Annotated in this window: 13 protein-coding genes; 5 read left to right on the top strand and 8 right to left on the bottom strand. The window is 64.1% G+C overall.

Translation table 11 applies throughout. From position 1 onward, the window contains the following. The first annotated feature begins 20 nt into the window (after window positions 1-20). From FFS08_RS24055 to FFS08_RS13225, 3 genes are all read left to right on the top strand, one after another. Window positions 21-1,337: a hypothetical protein gene (locus tag FFS08_RS24055; RefSeq protein WP_249341035.1), complete on the top strand. Its 1,317-nt coding sequence runs from the start codon at window positions 21-23 to the stop codon at window positions 1,335-1,337. 29 nt (window positions 1,338-1,366) lie between these two features. After that, a complete protein-coding gene (gene ribA / locus FFS08_RS24050) occupies window positions 1,367-1,981 on the top strand; it encodes a GTP cyclohydrolase II (RefSeq protein WP_349290412.1) in 615 nt (204 codons plus the stop codon). A gap of 85 nt (window positions 1,982-2,066) precedes the next feature. Further along, on the top strand, window positions 2,067-3,053 hold the full coding sequence (locus tag FFS08_RS13225) for a pyridoxal-phosphate dependent enzyme (protein ID WP_137862096.1): 987 nt from the start codon (window positions 2,067-2,069) through the stop codon (window positions 3,051-3,053). Window positions 3,054-3,175: 122 nt separating this feature from the next. Here FFS08_RS13225 and FFS08_RS13220 read toward each other — a convergent pair whose 3' ends face one another. Beyond that, window positions 3,176-3,940 (bottom strand): class I SAM-dependent methyltransferase, encoded by a 765-nt coding sequence (locus FFS08_RS13220; RefSeq protein WP_212742014.1) that lies wholly within the window; start codon window positions 3,938-3,940, stop codon window positions 3,176-3,178. A gap of 144 nt (window positions 3,941-4,084) precedes the next feature. Between FFS08_RS13220 and FFS08_RS13215 the strand changes: the two genes are divergently transcribed. Continuing rightward, the gene (locus FFS08_RS13215) at window positions 4,085-5,275 is read left to right on the top strand and encodes a sensor histidine kinase (protein WP_137862094.1); all 1,191 of its coding nucleotides are present in this window, start codon (window positions 4,085-4,087) and stop codon (window positions 5,273-5,275) included. Beyond that, window positions 5,265-6,005, top strand: coding sequence for a LytR/AlgR family response regulator transcription factor (locus FFS08_RS13210; RefSeq protein ID WP_137862195.1), 741 nt, complete (start codon window positions 5,265-5,267; stop codon window positions 6,003-6,005). The genes FFS08_RS13215 and FFS08_RS13210 overlap by 11 nt, the downstream gene beginning before the upstream one ends. Before the next feature lie 28 nt (window positions 6,006-6,033). On the opposite strand, the gene FFS08_RS13205 is transcribed toward FFS08_RS13210, so the two are convergent. From FFS08_RS13205 to FFS08_RS13180, 7 genes are all read right to left on the bottom strand, one after another. Further along, window positions 6,034-6,495 carry a UrcA family protein gene (locus tag FFS08_RS13205; protein ID WP_137862093.1) on the bottom strand — a complete coding sequence of 154 codons (462 nt, stop codon included), beginning with the start codon at window positions 6,493-6,495 and terminating at the stop codon, window positions 6,034-6,036. Between the two features lie 101 nt (window positions 6,496-6,596). Beyond that, the gene (locus FFS08_RS24230; protein ID WP_283214621.1) at window positions 6,597-6,728 is read right to left on the bottom strand and encodes a hypothetical protein; all 132 of its coding nucleotides are present in this window, start codon (window positions 6,726-6,728) and stop codon (window positions 6,597-6,599) included. Then, entirely contained in the window at window positions 6,725-7,003 is a 279-nt protein-coding gene (locus FFS08_RS23845; RefSeq protein WP_212742013.1) for a MarR family transcriptional regulator, read from the bottom strand. Before FFS08_RS23845 ends, FFS08_RS24230 begins: the two co-directional genes overlap by 4 nt. Before the next feature lie 52 nt (window positions 7,004-7,055). Then, window positions 7,056-8,462, bottom strand: coding sequence for an alkaline phosphatase (gene phoA / locus FFS08_RS13195; protein ID WP_137862092.1), 1,407 nt, complete (start codon window positions 8,460-8,462; stop codon window positions 7,056-7,058). 199 nt (window positions 8,463-8,661) lie between these two features. Beyond that, window positions 8,662-11,415, bottom strand: a complete 2,754-nt coding sequence (locus FFS08_RS13190) for a TonB-dependent receptor (RefSeq protein ID WP_137862091.1) — start codon at window positions 11,413-11,415, stop codon at window positions 8,662-8,664. Window positions 11,416-11,750: 335 nt separating this feature from the next. Then, complete coding sequence (locus tag FFS08_RS13185; protein WP_137862090.1) at window positions 11,751-13,166, bottom strand: purple acid phosphatase family protein; 1,416 nt, start codon at window positions 13,164-13,166, stop codon at window positions 11,751-11,753. 83 nt (window positions 13,167-13,249) lie between these two features. Next, window positions 13,250-15,988, bottom strand: coding sequence for a TonB-dependent receptor (locus tag FFS08_RS13180; protein WP_212742012.1), 2,739 nt, complete (start codon window positions 15,986-15,988; stop codon window positions 13,250-13,252). Window positions 15,989-16,207 lie beyond the last annotated feature (219 nt).

The raw sequence follows: 16,207 nt of genomic DNA, 5'->3' as shown, positions 1-16,207 counted from the left end.
TGTGAGGGTTCTTGAGTATAATGCCACAACTTTCCTCTGATACCGATTGGGGTAGATTCGCTGATCATTTTTTTGAGAGCGAATTATCTGATTCAAATGAAGAAAATCTATTCGCATGGGGTGCAAATATTGTAGCATCCCCCAGGAAGACTCTGGAAAGTTTCACGATGCATGCGCCGCTCGAACTGATGGCGCGCTTCCTGCTGCTGCCAAGTGTTGATCCGGCGCGGCGCGATCTTGCGCGCCTGCAGTTCGCCGCATCGGCGACGCGGTACCGCGAGATCGGCGAGCCGCTTGTGTTGCCGCCCGCAGCGACGGGCGCGGACGGGGCAAGCGTCGATGCGGCGCTGGCAGCCACCCGCGACGCCGTGGTTGCCGGGGATACCAATCGCGCGCTCTCGGCGGCGCAGGCACTGGTCTCTCATGGCGCGCACGCCCAATTGGTCGATGGCCTGTCCGATCTGCTGGTGTCGCGCTATTCGTGCGGTGCGCATAGCCACATCTATCTGAATTTGTTCGCGCAATTGCAGCCGGCGCAGCAGCAGGCGGCGCTGCCGATGCTGTTGGGCTTCGTCCACGAGGTATCTCGCCATCCCGACCAGGCGATCGGTGCCGCGATCGACAATGCCGCTCGCCATGAAGCGGCAGGCACGATCGCCCGAGAACTGGAGCATGCGCAGCGCGACGTGTCAAAGCTGCGCGCACCAAGCAAAGGCGGCATCAGCGCCCTGCTCGGCAAGTCGATCGACCATGGGCTCGATACGCAGATCCGATCGATCATCGCGGATCGCGATGAGGTGCCCCAGCCGTTGGGCAACGGTTTCGTCATCCCATGCCGGACTGCGGCCTTTTCAATGCTCCAGGAAGCCGAGGAGCATGCCCGCTATGGCTGGACTCATGCGCTGACGCTGCCCCAGGCGGTGCTGGGCCTTTCGGGGCATTTCGTCGATCCCGCCAGCGCGCTGCTCGCCAGCAATCTCTACGCCAGCGCCTATCAGGCCATCATCGCAGAGGGGAAGATCGCCCCGGACGCGAAGCCGGAGCCCACGGATCTCGGCTTTGCCGAGGCGCTGTTCCGTTCGCCGGAACTGGCGGCCGCGGCCGGCTGGCACCTGGCGCCCGGCGCCAGGGCCGCGGCGTTCGACCTGCTGGCGACCGAAGCCAGCATCCGGCCCGATTGCCACGGCGTGAAATATGCGCTCGCCACGCGTCAGGCCGCCGAGGCCGACCCCGAATTCGGCCATGTCTATTTGGCCGCGGCCGCGAAGCTCGTGCACCTTTGGGTGGCGGAATATCCGTTCGACCAGATAATTCCGAGAATAAGAGAGCGCGACTAAGTCGAAACTTATCATTTAAGGTAGAAAAGATGCTTTCATCCAAAGAAAAATTGGAGGGTGTTGATCTCATTTCGGAGATGACATCGATCCCGACTTTGAATGGCGTATTCAATATCGGGGTGATGGAGAGCGGCATCGGCCTGCAGCCACATGTGGTGATGACGATGGGCGATGTCACGGTGCCTGGAATCCTCACGCGCATCCATTCGGAATGCCTCACCGGGGACGTGTTCGGATCGTTCCGATGCGACTGCCGCGATCAACTGTCGATGGCGCTGGAGCGGATCGGCGAGGCCGGATCGGGCATCCTGATCTATCTGCGCCAGGAAGGGCGAGGCATCGGTCTCGCCAACAAGCTGCGGGCCTATCAGCTCCAGGATCGCGGTTTTGACACAGTCGATGCCAACCTTGAGCTCGGCCTCCCGGTCGATGCCCGTGAATATGCGGCCGCGGCGCAGATCCTGCGTGCGCTGGGCGTGCCATCGATCCGGCTGATGACCAACAATCCGGACAAGATCGAAGCGGTCAGGCTGCTCGGGATCACCGTGGATTCGCGCGTTCCGCTGGTCACCGAATCGCGACGCCAGAACCAGCGATACCTGGCGACCAAGGTCGAACGGCTGGGTCATTTCATCAGCATGTAAGGTGCCGACGCGCGGGGCGGCCCGCCGGAATGTGCCTATTTCCCTGCAATTGAACCCCATTCTGACAATCGGATCTGGAGCGCCCATGTTGTTCAAGCGCGCTGAAGAGCTTCTCTTCGATGACGTCTTTCTCGAGCTGGAGGGCTTCGCGCCCGCCTGCCGGGCGATATTGAAGCTGGAGTTCTATCACCCCACCGGCTCGATCAAATTCAAGACGGCGCTGCGCATCCTGTCCGATCTCGATGATGCCGGGATGCTGACCCCCGGCGCGCATCTGGTCGAATCGAGCTCGGGCAATCTCGGCGTCGCGCTGGCTTATCTCTGCCATCGGCGAGGGCTGAAATTTTCCTGTGTGGTCGATCCGAATGCACGGCCCGCCAATGTCCATCTGATACAGGTCTTCGGCGGTCGCATCTGCCGAGTCACCGAAGCTGGAGCGGGCGGCTATCTCAAGGCGCGGCTCGATGCCGTCAGCGCAATCCTGGCATCGGATCCGCAGGCCTTGTGGACCAACCAATATGCCAATGCCGCCAATCCCGGGGCGCACCAGGCGACGACGGCGCCGGCGATCCTGCGGACCGTGCCCATCGTCGACCTGCTCGTCATTGGCGCCGGAACGACCGGCACGTTGCTGGGCTGCATGCGCCATTTCCAGGCCGCTTCGCCGCATACGCGGATTGTCGCTGTCGATGCTGTGGGATCGCGCACTTTCGGCGGTCCCGCTGCACCGCGCTTCCTGCCCGGGATCGGCACGGGAGTCCGCCCGCCGCTCGCCGACGAAGTCGATGCGTTGGGCCGGCCCGAACTGGTCTATGTCGATGAAATCAGCACGGTCCGCATGTGTCGTCGGCTGCTCGAAGAGCAGGGGATCCTGGCCGGTGCTTCGACCGGTGCGGTTGCGCACGCGATGCACGAGTTTGCGGGTTCGATGCCCGCCGGCACCGTCATCGTCGGTATCGCACCGGACGGGGGAGAGCGCTATCTCGATACGGTGTTCAGCGACGAATGGGTGCAGGCGACGCTTGGCGACCCCTCCGTCGAAGCCGGCGAGATGGTGAGCCTATCGAGCTAGTACCGGGCCAGGATTTGCAGTCCTGGCCGCCGCACGCGTTCATCCTTCGGTCCGGCGCCCGATCGGAACGGATCTCGCGACGAACCCGGATATCCTGGGGCAGGCCCTTGCGTGGTCCGTCGTCATTCCGGTTTGCGGAAACGCAGGATGAACTGATCGGTCCTGCCTCGGATCGAGGGATCAAAGACGTTTGCCGAATGAGGATCGGCCGGATTCCGCAAGGCATCGGATTCGCCATCGAGAACAAACCCCGCCTTGATCACCTCGCTCTTCACCAGGGCCTCGTCGATCCGATGCATCTTGGCCATCCCGGCATCGTCGAGTCCGGATGCGCCGGCATGATCGAGGATGACGTACCGGCCGCCGGGCTTGAGCGCGTCGAAGACTTCCTTGTTCAACGCCGCCGTGCCCGCGGCGCCCAGCCAGATATGGACGTCGTGATAATTCTGCGACGTCCACACCAGGCTGGCCTTTTTGGGCAGGCCGAACGACTGGCTGTCGGCGACGCTTTCATGAACATTGTCGCGACCGGGTTCGCCCGACACGGGCGGCGGGAGCGGGCGGCCCTTGGCCCTGTCGAGCAGCACTTGCGGCGTGACGGCGTAGACCGCTCCGCGCGGGCCGACGGCCAGGCTGAACAGGCGCGTGAAATAGCCCTTTCCCGGAAGGAAATCGACGATCGTCTCGCCCGGCCGCACCTTTGCGAAGGCGAGCATCTCGGCCGGCTTGCGGTCCGGATCGCGGGCCTTGTCGGCTTCGGGGCGGCCGGTATCGGCCAGGATGGCATTCCACGAAGTCTGCCCGGCAACCGCGCAGGGAGCCAGCACGACCGCCAATGCTGCGGTCGCCACGAGAGCCAGTGGCCGCCGACCGGTTGGAAAAGTCACCGCATATCCTTTCATCCTTGTCCGATGCCGAAAAGAGCCTGTCGGAGCGCCTGGCGCCTGTGCGTTTCGATGAGCGTTCGACAGTCTTCGACAAGCGACACGGCGCCATCTTCTACCGGTGCGGGGCTGGCGCTATGATCCGCCATGGCTGACGAATTTGCTGCGGACCTGCACGACGAACCTGCTCTTTCGCCACGTGTCGCCTTGCTGTCGATCATCGGCTTCTGGCTGTTCTATTGCGCCATCGTCACGTTGCGCTCGCTGGTCATGGGGCAGGCCGGCCAACTCGACACTCTGGTACGGCATCTGGCGCTCATGTTCTTCAGCATGGGGCTCACCTATCTGCTCTACCTGGTGTTGAGCCGCGTTGTGACGAGTTCGCTGCGGCGTGGCATGATCGTCGCCGGCCTGCTCGCGGCGCCCGCGGCATTGGCTTTTTCGACCGTCGATTGGGTGGTGTTCGACGTCCTGGAGCTGCCCTGGGCCGCAAGCCGCGAGACGAGCAGCGTGCCTTCGGGCGCGCAGCAGCCTCGGCCGCCCGGCCGGATGATGGTGCAAGTTGGCGGCACGAACGCCGACGACGCCAATATCGAAGTGATCAAGATGATCGCGGACAGCGCGGTCAACAGCTATTTCTTCTTCGTTGGCTGGGCAGCGCTCTACTTGGCGCTTCGCTACGCGGCGGAAGTTGGCGCGCTGGAACGCAAGAGCGCGGCCTTTCGTGCCGCGGCGCAGGCGGCCGAGCTGCGGGCGCTGCGATATCAAGTCAACCCGCACTTCCTGTTCAATACGCTCAACTCGCTATCCACTCTGGTAATGGCAGACAGGCGTCCCGCCGCCGAGCGCATGATAATCAATCTCGCAAGCTTCTTCCGGGCCAGCTTGGTCGGCGATCCGAGCGAGGATGTGCGGCTGGTGGAGGAGATTCGGCTCCAGCGCCTCTATCTCGAGATCGAGCAGGCCCGGTTTCCAGACCGGCTGCGTCTCGCCATCGATCTGCCGGACGATCTGCGCGATGCCCTTGTTCCCGGATTGATCTTGCAGCCGCTGATCGAGAACGCCGTGAAATATAGCGTGTCACGATCACGTCGCCCCGTCACGATCAGTATCCGCGCGAGCGCCCGGCACGGTCTCCTTCTTCTGTCGGTCCAGGATGACGGAGAACCGGGCACCGCCGGCAAGAAGACCGATGGAGGCACCGGCCTTGGCCTGCGCAACGTCGCGGATCGCATCTCCGCGCGATTTGGCGCTGGCGGCCATTGCCGCGTGCGCCCGCTCGATCCCGGCGGGTTCCTCGTCGACCTGGCCATGCCGCTTACGTTCGATGAACACTGAGCCCGTCTTGCGCACGTTGATCGTGGACGACGAGCCGCTCGCGATCGAGCGGCTGGTCATGCTTTGCTCGCACCTTCCCAGCCTCTCGCTGGTGGGGACCGCGTTCGACGGGGAGGTCGCGCTGCGCCTGGCAAGGACGCTGTCGCCGGACCTCGTTCTTCTCGATATCGCCATGCCTGAAGTGGACGGCATGGGAGTCGCGAAGGCGCTTTCGACCGGAGAGCAACCGCCTGCCATCGTCTTTTGCACGGCCTTTGACGGCTTTGCCCTGGCGGCCTTCGATGTCGCGGCAGTCGACTATCTGTTAAAGCCCGTGACGTCCGAAGGGCTTGTCCGGGCGGTCGCGCGCGCACGTAGAAAGATCGCCGGACCCGAAAGCCGCGTCACTGCGCGGTTCGACCGGATAGAGGAATTCTGGGTTCCCTATCGTTCGGAAATGGTGCGCATCGCGGCGATCGATGTCGATCGGATCGACGCGATGCGCGACTATATGTCTCTGCAGATCGGATCGCGCAGCTTCCTGCTCCACCAGACGCTCGGTGAGCTCGAACGCCGGCTCGACCCGGCCAGGTTCGTCCGCGTCCACCGCTCGACGATCGTGAGGCGGGACTTTATCGTCGGGCTTCGCCATGACGGGCTCGGTATCTGGTACGCGATCCTGGCCAATGGAGCCGATGTGCGGATAGGCCGTTCCTATCTCGCGGGGGTGAAGGCCATGGCGGGAAGGTGAGCCCACACCCTATCCGCGAAGAGGCCGGCTATCGAGCGCGACTGTCTGCATTGGCCATGACGACGTCGCCATTGTTCGCGCGGGAAGCCAATGCGACAATCCTGGCATCCGCTTCGCGCGTGGCGATCGTACGGCAGCGCGCGATCTCCACGGGCGGCAACACGCCGACTTGCGGGTAGTCGCCGCAAACCCGTTCAGCGGCGAGGCGGACACGCGCCCGGGCAGCCCTGACGCCGGCGGCAGTCGATAGGTTGAGGTCGTGCGTGGAGACTATGGTCCGGTTCGGCCGATTCATGCCAGCGCCGGCCATGGTCGTGTCGGTGAAGTTGGGCGATCCCAAAAGGGCGAGGGACAACAGTCCCAAATGTGCAATACCCATGATGTCATTCCCATGCTGTTCAGGCAGTTGATCGCCCCTGGGGGCGGTGACCCATGGATATTCGATCGGGCTGGCGGAGCGGCGCGCTCTTCGATCAACAGGGCGGCTCATTCTATCAATCGCCGGGGCGCACGATGAACGGCAGATGCGGTTCGACGAGCGGCTGCCCGCGTGAAGATGGGCGTTCGGATGGCCTTCAAGCCGCAGCCAGCCTAGGCCTTCCGGTCCTGTGTCGCCAGCAACCACGCCAATAGTGCCGAGAGCAGGTCCTGCTCTCCCTTGTCCAGCCCGGCCACGATGGCACTGAGATTGGCGACATGCGCGCCGATCGCCCGCTCGATCACCCCAGGCCCGTACCGGTCAGTGCGACCAGTGTGCCGCGACGATCCGCGGGGTTGGGGCCGCGCTGGACGAAGCCCGCCCGTTCCAGCCGGTCGATGCGGTTGGTCATGCTGCCCGACGAGATCATCGCCGCTTCATAGAGATCGGTTGGAGTGAGCGCGTACGGCGCACCGCTGCGGCGCAGGGCGGCGAGCACGTCGAACTCTTCGTACTGGCGCTGATCGCCATGCGCCTGCGGCCGGGTGTTCCCCCTATTCCTGGCCAGGGGGAAGGGCATGCTGCCCCGCCGAGGGCGCACCTGGTAACGCATGCGCTCAATCCGGGCCGGATCAGTTCAGTCCAAGCGCGTCCCGGATGATGAAATGCAGATCGGTCTGGTCGAGCAGGCCGCTGACGTTGACGGCGCGCGGGCCATAGGCGGCGATCCGCAACTGCGTGCCGGTATGGCCCTGGGAACCTTCCTCGGCGGTGCCGTAGTTGACGGTCATCACGCAGCCCTCGAGCGTGTTCAGTGCCGCGGTCAGGCCCGGCGCGCGGGTGCCGTTGCCGACGATCTGGCTGGTATGCGCATGATCGGCGGTGACGATCACCAGCGTGTGCCCATCGGCCCTGGCGAACTCGAGCGCAACCTGCACCGCCTCGTCGAGATCGACCGTCTCGCCGATCTGGCCGCAGGGATTGGCGGCGTGATCCTGCTTGTCGATCGAGGCGCCCTCGACCTGGAGGAAGAAGCCCTTGGGATTGCCCTTCAGCAGCGTGATCGCCTTGTGGGTCATCGCCGCGAGCGTGGGAATGCCGGCGGTGCGATCGGCATTGGGCTGGCAGGTGATTGCCGGCTTGTCGATATTGCCGTGGAAGCTGGCCCTGGGGCCGGTCCAGCGCACCGGCATATTGCCTTCGGCGAACAGGCCGATCAGCGGTTGCCTGTCGTCGGCACGGGTCACGGCGTCCAGTTCAGCGGCGTTGCGTACGATGCGATAGCCACGCGCCTGGGCTTGCTGCGCCAGCGTCCTGCCCTTCCACTGGCCAGCCGTCGCGGTCTCTGCGAAGCTCGCGGCACCGCCGCCCAGGACAACATCGGCGCGAGTATTCAGCAACTGTTCGGTGATCGAGCCTGCGCCGCCATTTTCCAGCGCATTCTGCGGGCAAGTCTTGAGCGTCACCGCAGGCGCATAGCAGCTGCGGAAGGCGACGTGCGCGATCTGTGCGCCTGGCGTCGCATCCTGAATCTCGGCGGTCGAGACGTCGCCGGTGGCGAGCCCTGCAGCCTTGGCATATTCGAGCAGCGTCCGCTGCGCCTTGCCGGTGACATCGACGCCGATCGCGCCGTTGTAGCTCTTCACGCCCGACGCCCATGCCGTTGCCGAGGCGGCGCTGTCCGTTACGTAGTTCGGCTTGCCGGTCTCGCGATCGAGCGAATAATGGGTGTACTGGCCGGTGAAGGGCAGGGCGTCGATGCCCTTGAAATAGCCGCCGGCACCTTCGGCATAGTTGCGTGCCAGCGTGATCTCGGAATCGCCCATGCCGTCACCGATCAGCAGGATGACGTTGCGCACCTCGCCCTCGTTGCTGAGCCTCGCATAGAGGGCGCGCATGTCGCCCGGCAGGCGCCGTGCGCCGCCCGGTTCGCGCAAGTCGCCACGCGCGGCGCGCGACAGGTCGGGCGCTGCGTCCTGTGCGAAGGCGGGTCGGCTGGCGAGGGCGAGAAGCGCGGCAAGAGCGATACGCGAGATCATGGGAATACTCCGTCGGCGGGCGTTGGGTTCGGTGATCGGGGCGCGGCGTCCTTGGGGACAGCGCATGCGGTGGCAGAGGATGGTCGCGCTGCGCGTCGGCATCCGCAAGGAAGCATCGGCAACACGAGCCGGCATCAGCATGGCGGGCTCCGCAAGAAGGATGGGCCGGCACACAGAGGCATGCCGGCCCGGTACGGGGTCAGAACTGCGCGCGAACGCCCAGCGTGATGCGGCTTCCCGAGAATTCATAGGTTGTCGGGAAGGACGGATCCATCGTGTAGCCCGTGGTCTTCGCGTTGCCCATGTTGATGCCCTGCAGTTCCACGCGGAAGTTCCGGGTCAACTGGTAGCTGGCCGCGAAGTCGAACTGGCCATAGGCGTTGCGATAGACCGGATACATGTTCCGCTCGATCCGCTCCACATAGGCGCCCTTGCGGTTGTACGACACCCGCAACGAGATCGGGCCCCTATCGTAGAACACGGTCGCATTGTAGGTCCTGTCGGACAGACCGATCGGCGAGGTGGGGACGCCCAGGTCCGACTGGCCGGTCAGCGAACTATCGAGGAATGTGGCGTTGGCGTTGATGCCGAAGCCGTCCGCCCAGCGGGCGAACATGCCGAACGGAATCACTGCGTTGAGCTCGACGCCGCTGACATTGTACGAGCCCTCGGCGTTGATCGGCTGGTAGACATCGAAGTCATAGACGCCGTTCACTGTGCCATTGGCGTTGTAGACGGTCACGTTTGGCACCACGCCGGTCAGCCGGTTCTGGACCACGCCCTTGATCTTCTTCCAGAAATAGGACGCGGCCAGAATACCGTCATGGCCGAGATACTTCTCGATGCCGACCTCCCACTGATCGGCATAGGTAGGCTTCAGGCCCGGATTGCCGTCGGTGTAGCGATAGCTGCTGAAGCTCGCGGTCCGCTTATAGGCCAGATCGGTGAGCGCCGGGCGGATCAGCGTCTGCGAAGCGGCGGCGCGCAGATACAGGCTGTCGGTAAGCTCCGCATGCGCGTTGAACGAGGGCAGGAACTTCTCGTAGCGGCCGGTGCTCGAAACCGGCGTGGCGGTCAGCCCGGTGGTGCCGTTCGGGTTCTGGATCTGGTGGAAGCCTTCCGAGGTGATCGTCGTGCGCAGGTAGCGGCCGCCCAGGTTCACGAAGATCGGGAACGACACGTCGAATTCCAGGTCGAGCATCGCATAGCCCGCGACCGTCTCTTCCTTGACCCTGTAGTAGTTGGCGTTGGCGAACGGCGTTACGAAGCCGGCAGGGCGGAAGAAGCTGCGGGCATAGTCGTTCGAGATCTGCGACCAGCTCAAGTCGCGTGCCTGATAGTCCTTGCCGCCCACGATCCTGGTCACATTGGTGAGCGGGCTGTCGCCGAGCTTGCGGACGTTGACATAAGCGGTGCTTCCGCGCGTCGGGCCTTGGATCTTCTCCTCGCCATATTGGCGCTCGTTGGTCTTGCTGGTGTAGCGGCCGCCCCAGTTGAAGCGCTTGAGGATCGACGAGCCGAAATCCCAGCTCAGGTCGATCTGGCCGGCATATTTGTCGTCCTTGATCTGCTCGCGCGTGGTCTCATAGGCCTCGAACAGGTATTTGCCCGGCGCGTTGTACATGTCGATCGTGTTGGGGTTGGCGCTCGGGATCGTCTCGCCGCCGTTCGCGGTATAGCGGGTGCGCGACGGTGCATAGGCGACGTGCTTGAGATTGGCATAGTCGAGCGTCCGCCTGGCGCCCGAATAGCCGCCCAGCGCATTGACCGTCAGATTGCCGGCCTTCCAGTTCATCTCACCGCTGAACTGACGATAGTCGGTGTCGGTGATGTATTGCTTGCTCAGGAATTCATGCTGGGTGTTGGTGTACGACACGTCGCGCAGCACGACGATGCCGGAGCTCGAAAGCGTCTTCGCGTCGAAGTCGTGGATGGTCTCGAGTGTCGAGTTGCTCGAAGCCGAATAGCCCGCCGCATCATATTCGTCCTCGGTCGTGTCGTACGAACCCAGGAACGCATCGAAGGCGAGGCTGAACGTCTCGCTCGGCTTGTACTGGAGCGAGCCCGAGATGCCGAGCCGGTCCTGGTCGTTCCGATAGACGCGGTCGCCGACCTTATCGAGGAAGACGATCTTGTTCTTCATCGCGTCGGTGAAGGTGATGCCGGCATCGCGCTGGAGCACCGAGATCGCCTGGTTGCGATAGGTGGTCCCGGCGCGATCGGTCCAGCGCGCGATCGGGCGAAAGTTGATGCCCGAGTTGGAGTCGGTGCGGTTGGTGCGCTGCTGTTTGGCGACCGACAGCAGCACGCCGAAATCGCCGAAGGTGTTGCTGGCGAGGAACGAGAAGCTGGGGTCGATCTTCTCGGAGATCGAGTTGTACGCACCCTCGGCGCTGCCGACCAGGCGCAGGCCCGGATTGTCGAACGGGCGCGCGGTGCGGATCAGCACCGAGCCGGCGATGCCGCCTTCCTCGTCCGCCGCGGTGGGCGACTTCTGGACGGTGACCGACTGGATCAGCTCGGACGCGAAGATGTCGAATTCCACGTCGCGGCCGCCCGAGCCCGATGCGGTGGCAAGCTTGTTGATCGAGACGAAGGTGAATTCGCTCGGCAGGCCGCGTACGTTGACGCGGGTGCCCAGGCCCTTCTCGCGCTCGATCGTCACGCCGGGCATGCGCTGCAGCGCTTCGGACAGGTTCTGCTCGGGGAAATCGGCGATATCGGTGGCGACGATCGAATCGGAGAAGCCGGTGGTGTTGCGTTTCAGGTCGATCGCGTCTTCAAGGCTGCGGCGATAGCCGGAGACGACGATTTCGCCGCCGGCATCTTCGTCCGCAGTCGGCGCGGATGCCTGGGCGGTCTGCGCGGCGGCAGGGACAGTGCCGAGCGCCGTGAGCGCCACGCTCACAGCAAACTGCGCCGAACGGGAACGGTGGCTGGACTTGGTGTTCATATCTATCCCCCTTTGGATATGTGCCGCTCGCCGCATGTTTCGCGGGCGAACACCGGCGTTTCCCGGCCTTCGAGAGGCCGGGATGGCGGCTTTGTTCGAACTTCGTCTGTCGGCGCCTTAGGGACCCGTCGGCCCCATCGCGCCTGCCTCTCCGCTCCTCCAAGCCTGACGACGGCCCTGACGCGTCTCGACTTGAAACTGTTCTTTCGCGGGATCGGGTGAGGAAGAGATATTACGTGCCTGTGACGAAAGGCGAATATTTCCGCAGGCTGTGAGGATGGGGAAGGCCGGCCATCGGCAAGCGCAGCTTTATCGGGCCCGCCGCGTCTGGTCCGCTACTTTGCGCGGGCGACACAGGTGCCTCCGTCCGGACCGATCATGCCGGCGCACGTACGAACCGCGATCATCGGTTCCTGCAACTCGATCAGGCGATTGCGGCCATCCGCGCCGCGCTCCAGCATGAACCCGTCATAGAGTTTCCCGGATGCCGTATAGGTGCGGAACTGGAGACGATCGCCCGCGACGTCGACGATCTGGTACAGCTCGGTCGCCTCCGCGATCCTGTCGGGCTGGGTACGGGAGCGGTCGTTCAGCGCGTACATTTTCGAGCCGGTTACCGATACCAGATAGACCGGCCCCTGGATCGCGCCGTTCCTGCGCGCGGATGCCGATGCTTCCCGTCCCGCTTCGGAAGTCAGGCGGCTGTAGCAATGGTCATGTCCCTGAAGCACGAGATCCACCTTGCGCGCGTCGAACACGGGCTTCCATGCCGACTTGATCTCGGCGGTGTCGGTCGGGCGGGCACAGGTGAAGACCGGCTGGTGGAACAGCACCACATTCCATTTCGCCTTGCTCGATGCGAGCGTTGCGTCGAGCCAGCGCGTCTGGGCGTCCATCGTGCCGAGGTCGATCGCCGAGGTGCCGTCCAGCACGATGAAGCGCACACCCTGATAATCGACATAATAGGTGGTTGCCCTGGCCGGCTCCGCGCCGTTCGCAGGGAGTGCGAACTGAAGCGGCCAATAGGGCCCGAGCTTCCGGCTCTCCGTGCCGTTCGGCAGCACGACATCGACATATTCATGATTGCCGGTAGCCGGAACCTGCGGGACGATCGCATAATTATATCCCGCCGCCTGGTTCCACTCGCCCCATTCGTCGTCATGGTCGAGATCGTCGCGTTGCGCCGCGAGATCGCCGGCGTGCAGCACGAGCTCGATGCCGCCATTTGCGTGGAATGCCTGACGGATCACGCGGCTGGCATAGGTGAGGATGCCGTTCTGAATGTCGCCGAGATAGAGGAAGCGGAAAGGCTTCGGCTCGGCGGCGGCAGTGCGGAATTGCAGCCATTCGCTCCAGCCCGCGCTGCCCTTCAGTCGATAGGCATAGACGGTATCCGGCGTGAGCCCCGTGAACCGAATCTGGTGGTACAGGGCAGAACCGTTGGCGCTCTCCTTGGCGCGGGGCGGGTTGGCGCCGGTTAGCTTCACGGCTTTCTCGGACAGCGTGGGGCCGTCGACCGAGACGGCGATCTCCGCCTCGCTGACGCGCTGGGCGGCATCGGTACGATAGGCGACGGCCATTTCCCGGGTGGGATCCCCGCCCGGCGTCAGGACGATGCGATCGGGCAGGTTGCGCGCGGCATAGGGCGTGCCGGCCGACCGGGGCGGCGCGGTCTGTGCCCGGGCATCAAGCGTCGTCGCGGCCGAGAGCAGCAGGGCGGAGAGGACCAACGAGATATTCGGAACGCGCATGGCACCCCTTCGAGCGATTTGAGCGGCGTAAGGCAGAGGCGTGCGATTCCGGGCTCGACCTGCTCGAGCCCGGAACGACCCGCCTAGAGCTTGATGCGGATGCCGCCGAAGATCGAATAGCCGAACTTCTCATATTCGTAGACGCGCTCACGCACGCCATAATAGCGAACGCCCGGCGAATTGGTCAGGTTCTTGGCTTCCACGAATATGGTGGCCTGCTTCACGATCTGATAGCTGGCGGTCGCGTCGAGCTGGCCGCGCCCCTCCCAATAGAGATCGAGCCGCGGCTCGTTGGCGTCCACTGCGTTCAGATAGTCGCTGCGCTTGGTATAGGAGAGGCGGGCGTTGAATGGACCCTTCTCGTAGAACAGGGCGGCGTTCCAGCTCGACTTCGACTGGCCCGGCAGCGGCATCACCCGGCGACCGGCAAATGCCTGCGACAATTTGATCTCGGCATCCGTCCAAGTGTAATTGGCGAACACGCCAAAGCCGCTGAGCAGGCCGGGCAGGAACGTGAACTGCTGTTGCCAGTTGACCTCGATACCCGCCAGATGCCCATCGGGTGCATTCTCGGGGCGCACATAGATGGTGTTGCCGACGGTGCGGCTCAGCGTGTAGCGATAGTCGGTCAGGTCCTTGTAGAAGGCGTTGACCGAGATCAGGCCGACGGGTCGGATGTAATATTCCAGGCCCGCATCGACATTGTTGGAGAGCGTCGGCCGCAGATTGGGATTGCCCTCGGTGATGCGCGTCAGGCTGCTGTCGGTCTCGTCGAGCTGACGCGGCACCAGATCGACGAAATTCGGCCGGTTGATTCCGCGGCTGAGTGCGAAGCGGCCGATCAGCTCCGGCGTGAACGCCTGCCGCACGGTCAGGTTCGGGAACCATTTGCCATAGTGCGAGCCGACATTCGCCTTGCCGACCGTGCCGTTGAGCGCAACGGTGGGGGCCGATCCCTCGAAATCCGTCGCTTCGTAGCGGACGCCCGCGATCACGGTGGTGCGCCCGAATTCCGCCTTGGCCATGCCGAACAGGCCGAGGATCTTCTCGCCCGCACGATAGTCGGCCGTGATCGATTGCGGAATGCGCCGCTCGGACGTGCCCTTGGTCGCATCGAAATAGGCGTCCGCCTTGCCCGGATCGATCTTGTAGCCGAGATTGTAGTTGAAGTTCGCCGAGCGCTCGTCGGTGAGGAAGCTGGTCAGCGAACCGCTGGGCGCCGCGGAGGCGCGGCGGTCACGGAAACGCTCTTCGTCCGACACGACGTCGCGATCGCGATAGCGGCCGCCGAAGCTGACCATCACCTGCTGGCCACCGAGATCGACGGGCAGCTCGACCTTGGCCGAAAGACCCCATTCCTTGTTCAGCGTATTGTTCGAGCGATAGGCATTTTCGCGGAACGCATAGCGATCGGCCTGGAGATGCTCGTTCGTCGTGAACAGCGAGTAGGTCGGATTGTCCGGATTGGCGAAATCATAGCTGAGGGTGGGGCGCAGCGACGAGCGGAACAGCAATTCGTCGCGGCGCGGATAGGTTTGCTTCGATTCCGAATAGCTCGCGGAATATTCGACCTTGCCTTCGCCGATCAGGTTTTCGCCGCCCACGGTGCCGGTATAGATCTTGTTGCGCTGCACGCGGTGGCGGATCTGCTTCTCGATACGGGTGTTCGAAAAGGTCGCGCGGCTATCCGTCGATCCCGCGGCCATCGCGCCTTCGCTCCACAGGATGCTCAGGCGGTTGCGATATTCGTCGTCCGTGAATTGCGAGAAGGAACCGCGGGCATAGAGCCGGTTGCCCGGCGAGGGGCGCCATTCGAGCGCGCCGTTGAGCGAAACGCGCTCGCGCTTGGTGTCATAGTCCTTGAACAGGGTCTCAACCAGGCGCACCTGTCCGGCGGCATTGACTGCCCAGCCATTCTCGACATTGTCGAGCTGGCGATCCGTCTTGGAATAGCTGCCGGCGAGCAGGATGCCGAATTGCCGGTCGGTGCCGAAGCGGTTGCTGATCGAAAGCGAACCGCGCCTGTCGCTGGTGCCGCCATAGTCGTTGTAGCTGGCGCCCGCCGATGCGCTGAGGCGGAAGCCCTTGCTGTCGAAGGCCGAGCGGGTGGCGATGTTCACCGAGCCGGCAATCGCGTCGGCATCCTGGCTCGGCAGCAGGCTCTTGGTCACCTCGAGGTTCGCGACGATGTCCGACGGAATGGTGTCAAGGTCGATCGCGCGGGTCGTCGGGCTGGGCGCGGCAACCGTCGCACCGTCGATGGTGACGGTGCTGAACTCCATCGGTGCGCCGCGGATATTGATGTAGCGGCCTTCGCCCTGGTCGCGCTCGATGCCGATGCCGGAAACGCGCTGCAGCGCCTCGGCGATGTTCGGATCCGGGAAGCGACCGATGGCATCGGCGGAGACGATGCTGACCGTATTGTCGGCCTGTCGCTGCTGGTTGAGGGCCCGCGCGGTGTTGTCGACGATCGAAGCGCCGGTCACCACGATGTCGCTCGAGGCGCCGCGGGGCACGGTGATGTCGACGACGACCCTGCGATCCGCCAGGGTCACCGGCGTGCTTGCGTCCGGACGGCCGAGATATTCGACGCGGACCGTCACTTCGCCCCGCGCCGGTGCCGGCATCACGAACTCGCCCTGGAGATCGGTGGTGGTTTCGCTGTTCAGCTCGGGCACGACGACGCGCGCGCCGGGCAGGGGGGAGCCGTTTTCGTCATGCACGCGGCCGGAGAGGATGCTTGCATTCGCCTGCGCCCGCCCGGTCGTTGCGGCGTCCTGCGCCAGCGCGGGCGGCATCGCACCCACAAGGGCAATCGTCATGACGGATGCGGCGAGCGCAAAGGAGCTGCGGCGACGGTGAATGGCGTTCATTGTGACCCCCGATATCCTGGCGAACGGAATAACGGGGCGACCCCGCCGTTCTGGCGGCGGCGGCTAGGAATGCCGTGTGACGGTCCCGTTACAATAACGCTCGGCGGGGCCAACCTTGGGGCAATTTTATCTTCGCGATCGGCTGGCGCTGCTCATGATCGATTGAAC

It is taken from the genome of Sphingomonas sp. 1F27F7B, from assembly GCF_005503355.1.
In the GTDB taxonomy this organism is placed as follows: domain Bacteria; phylum Pseudomonadota; class Alphaproteobacteria; order Sphingomonadales; family Sphingomonadaceae; genus Sphingomonas.
Note: the sequence above shows the minus strand (reverse complement) of the source record. Positions and strands in the feature narration are given on the sequence as shown.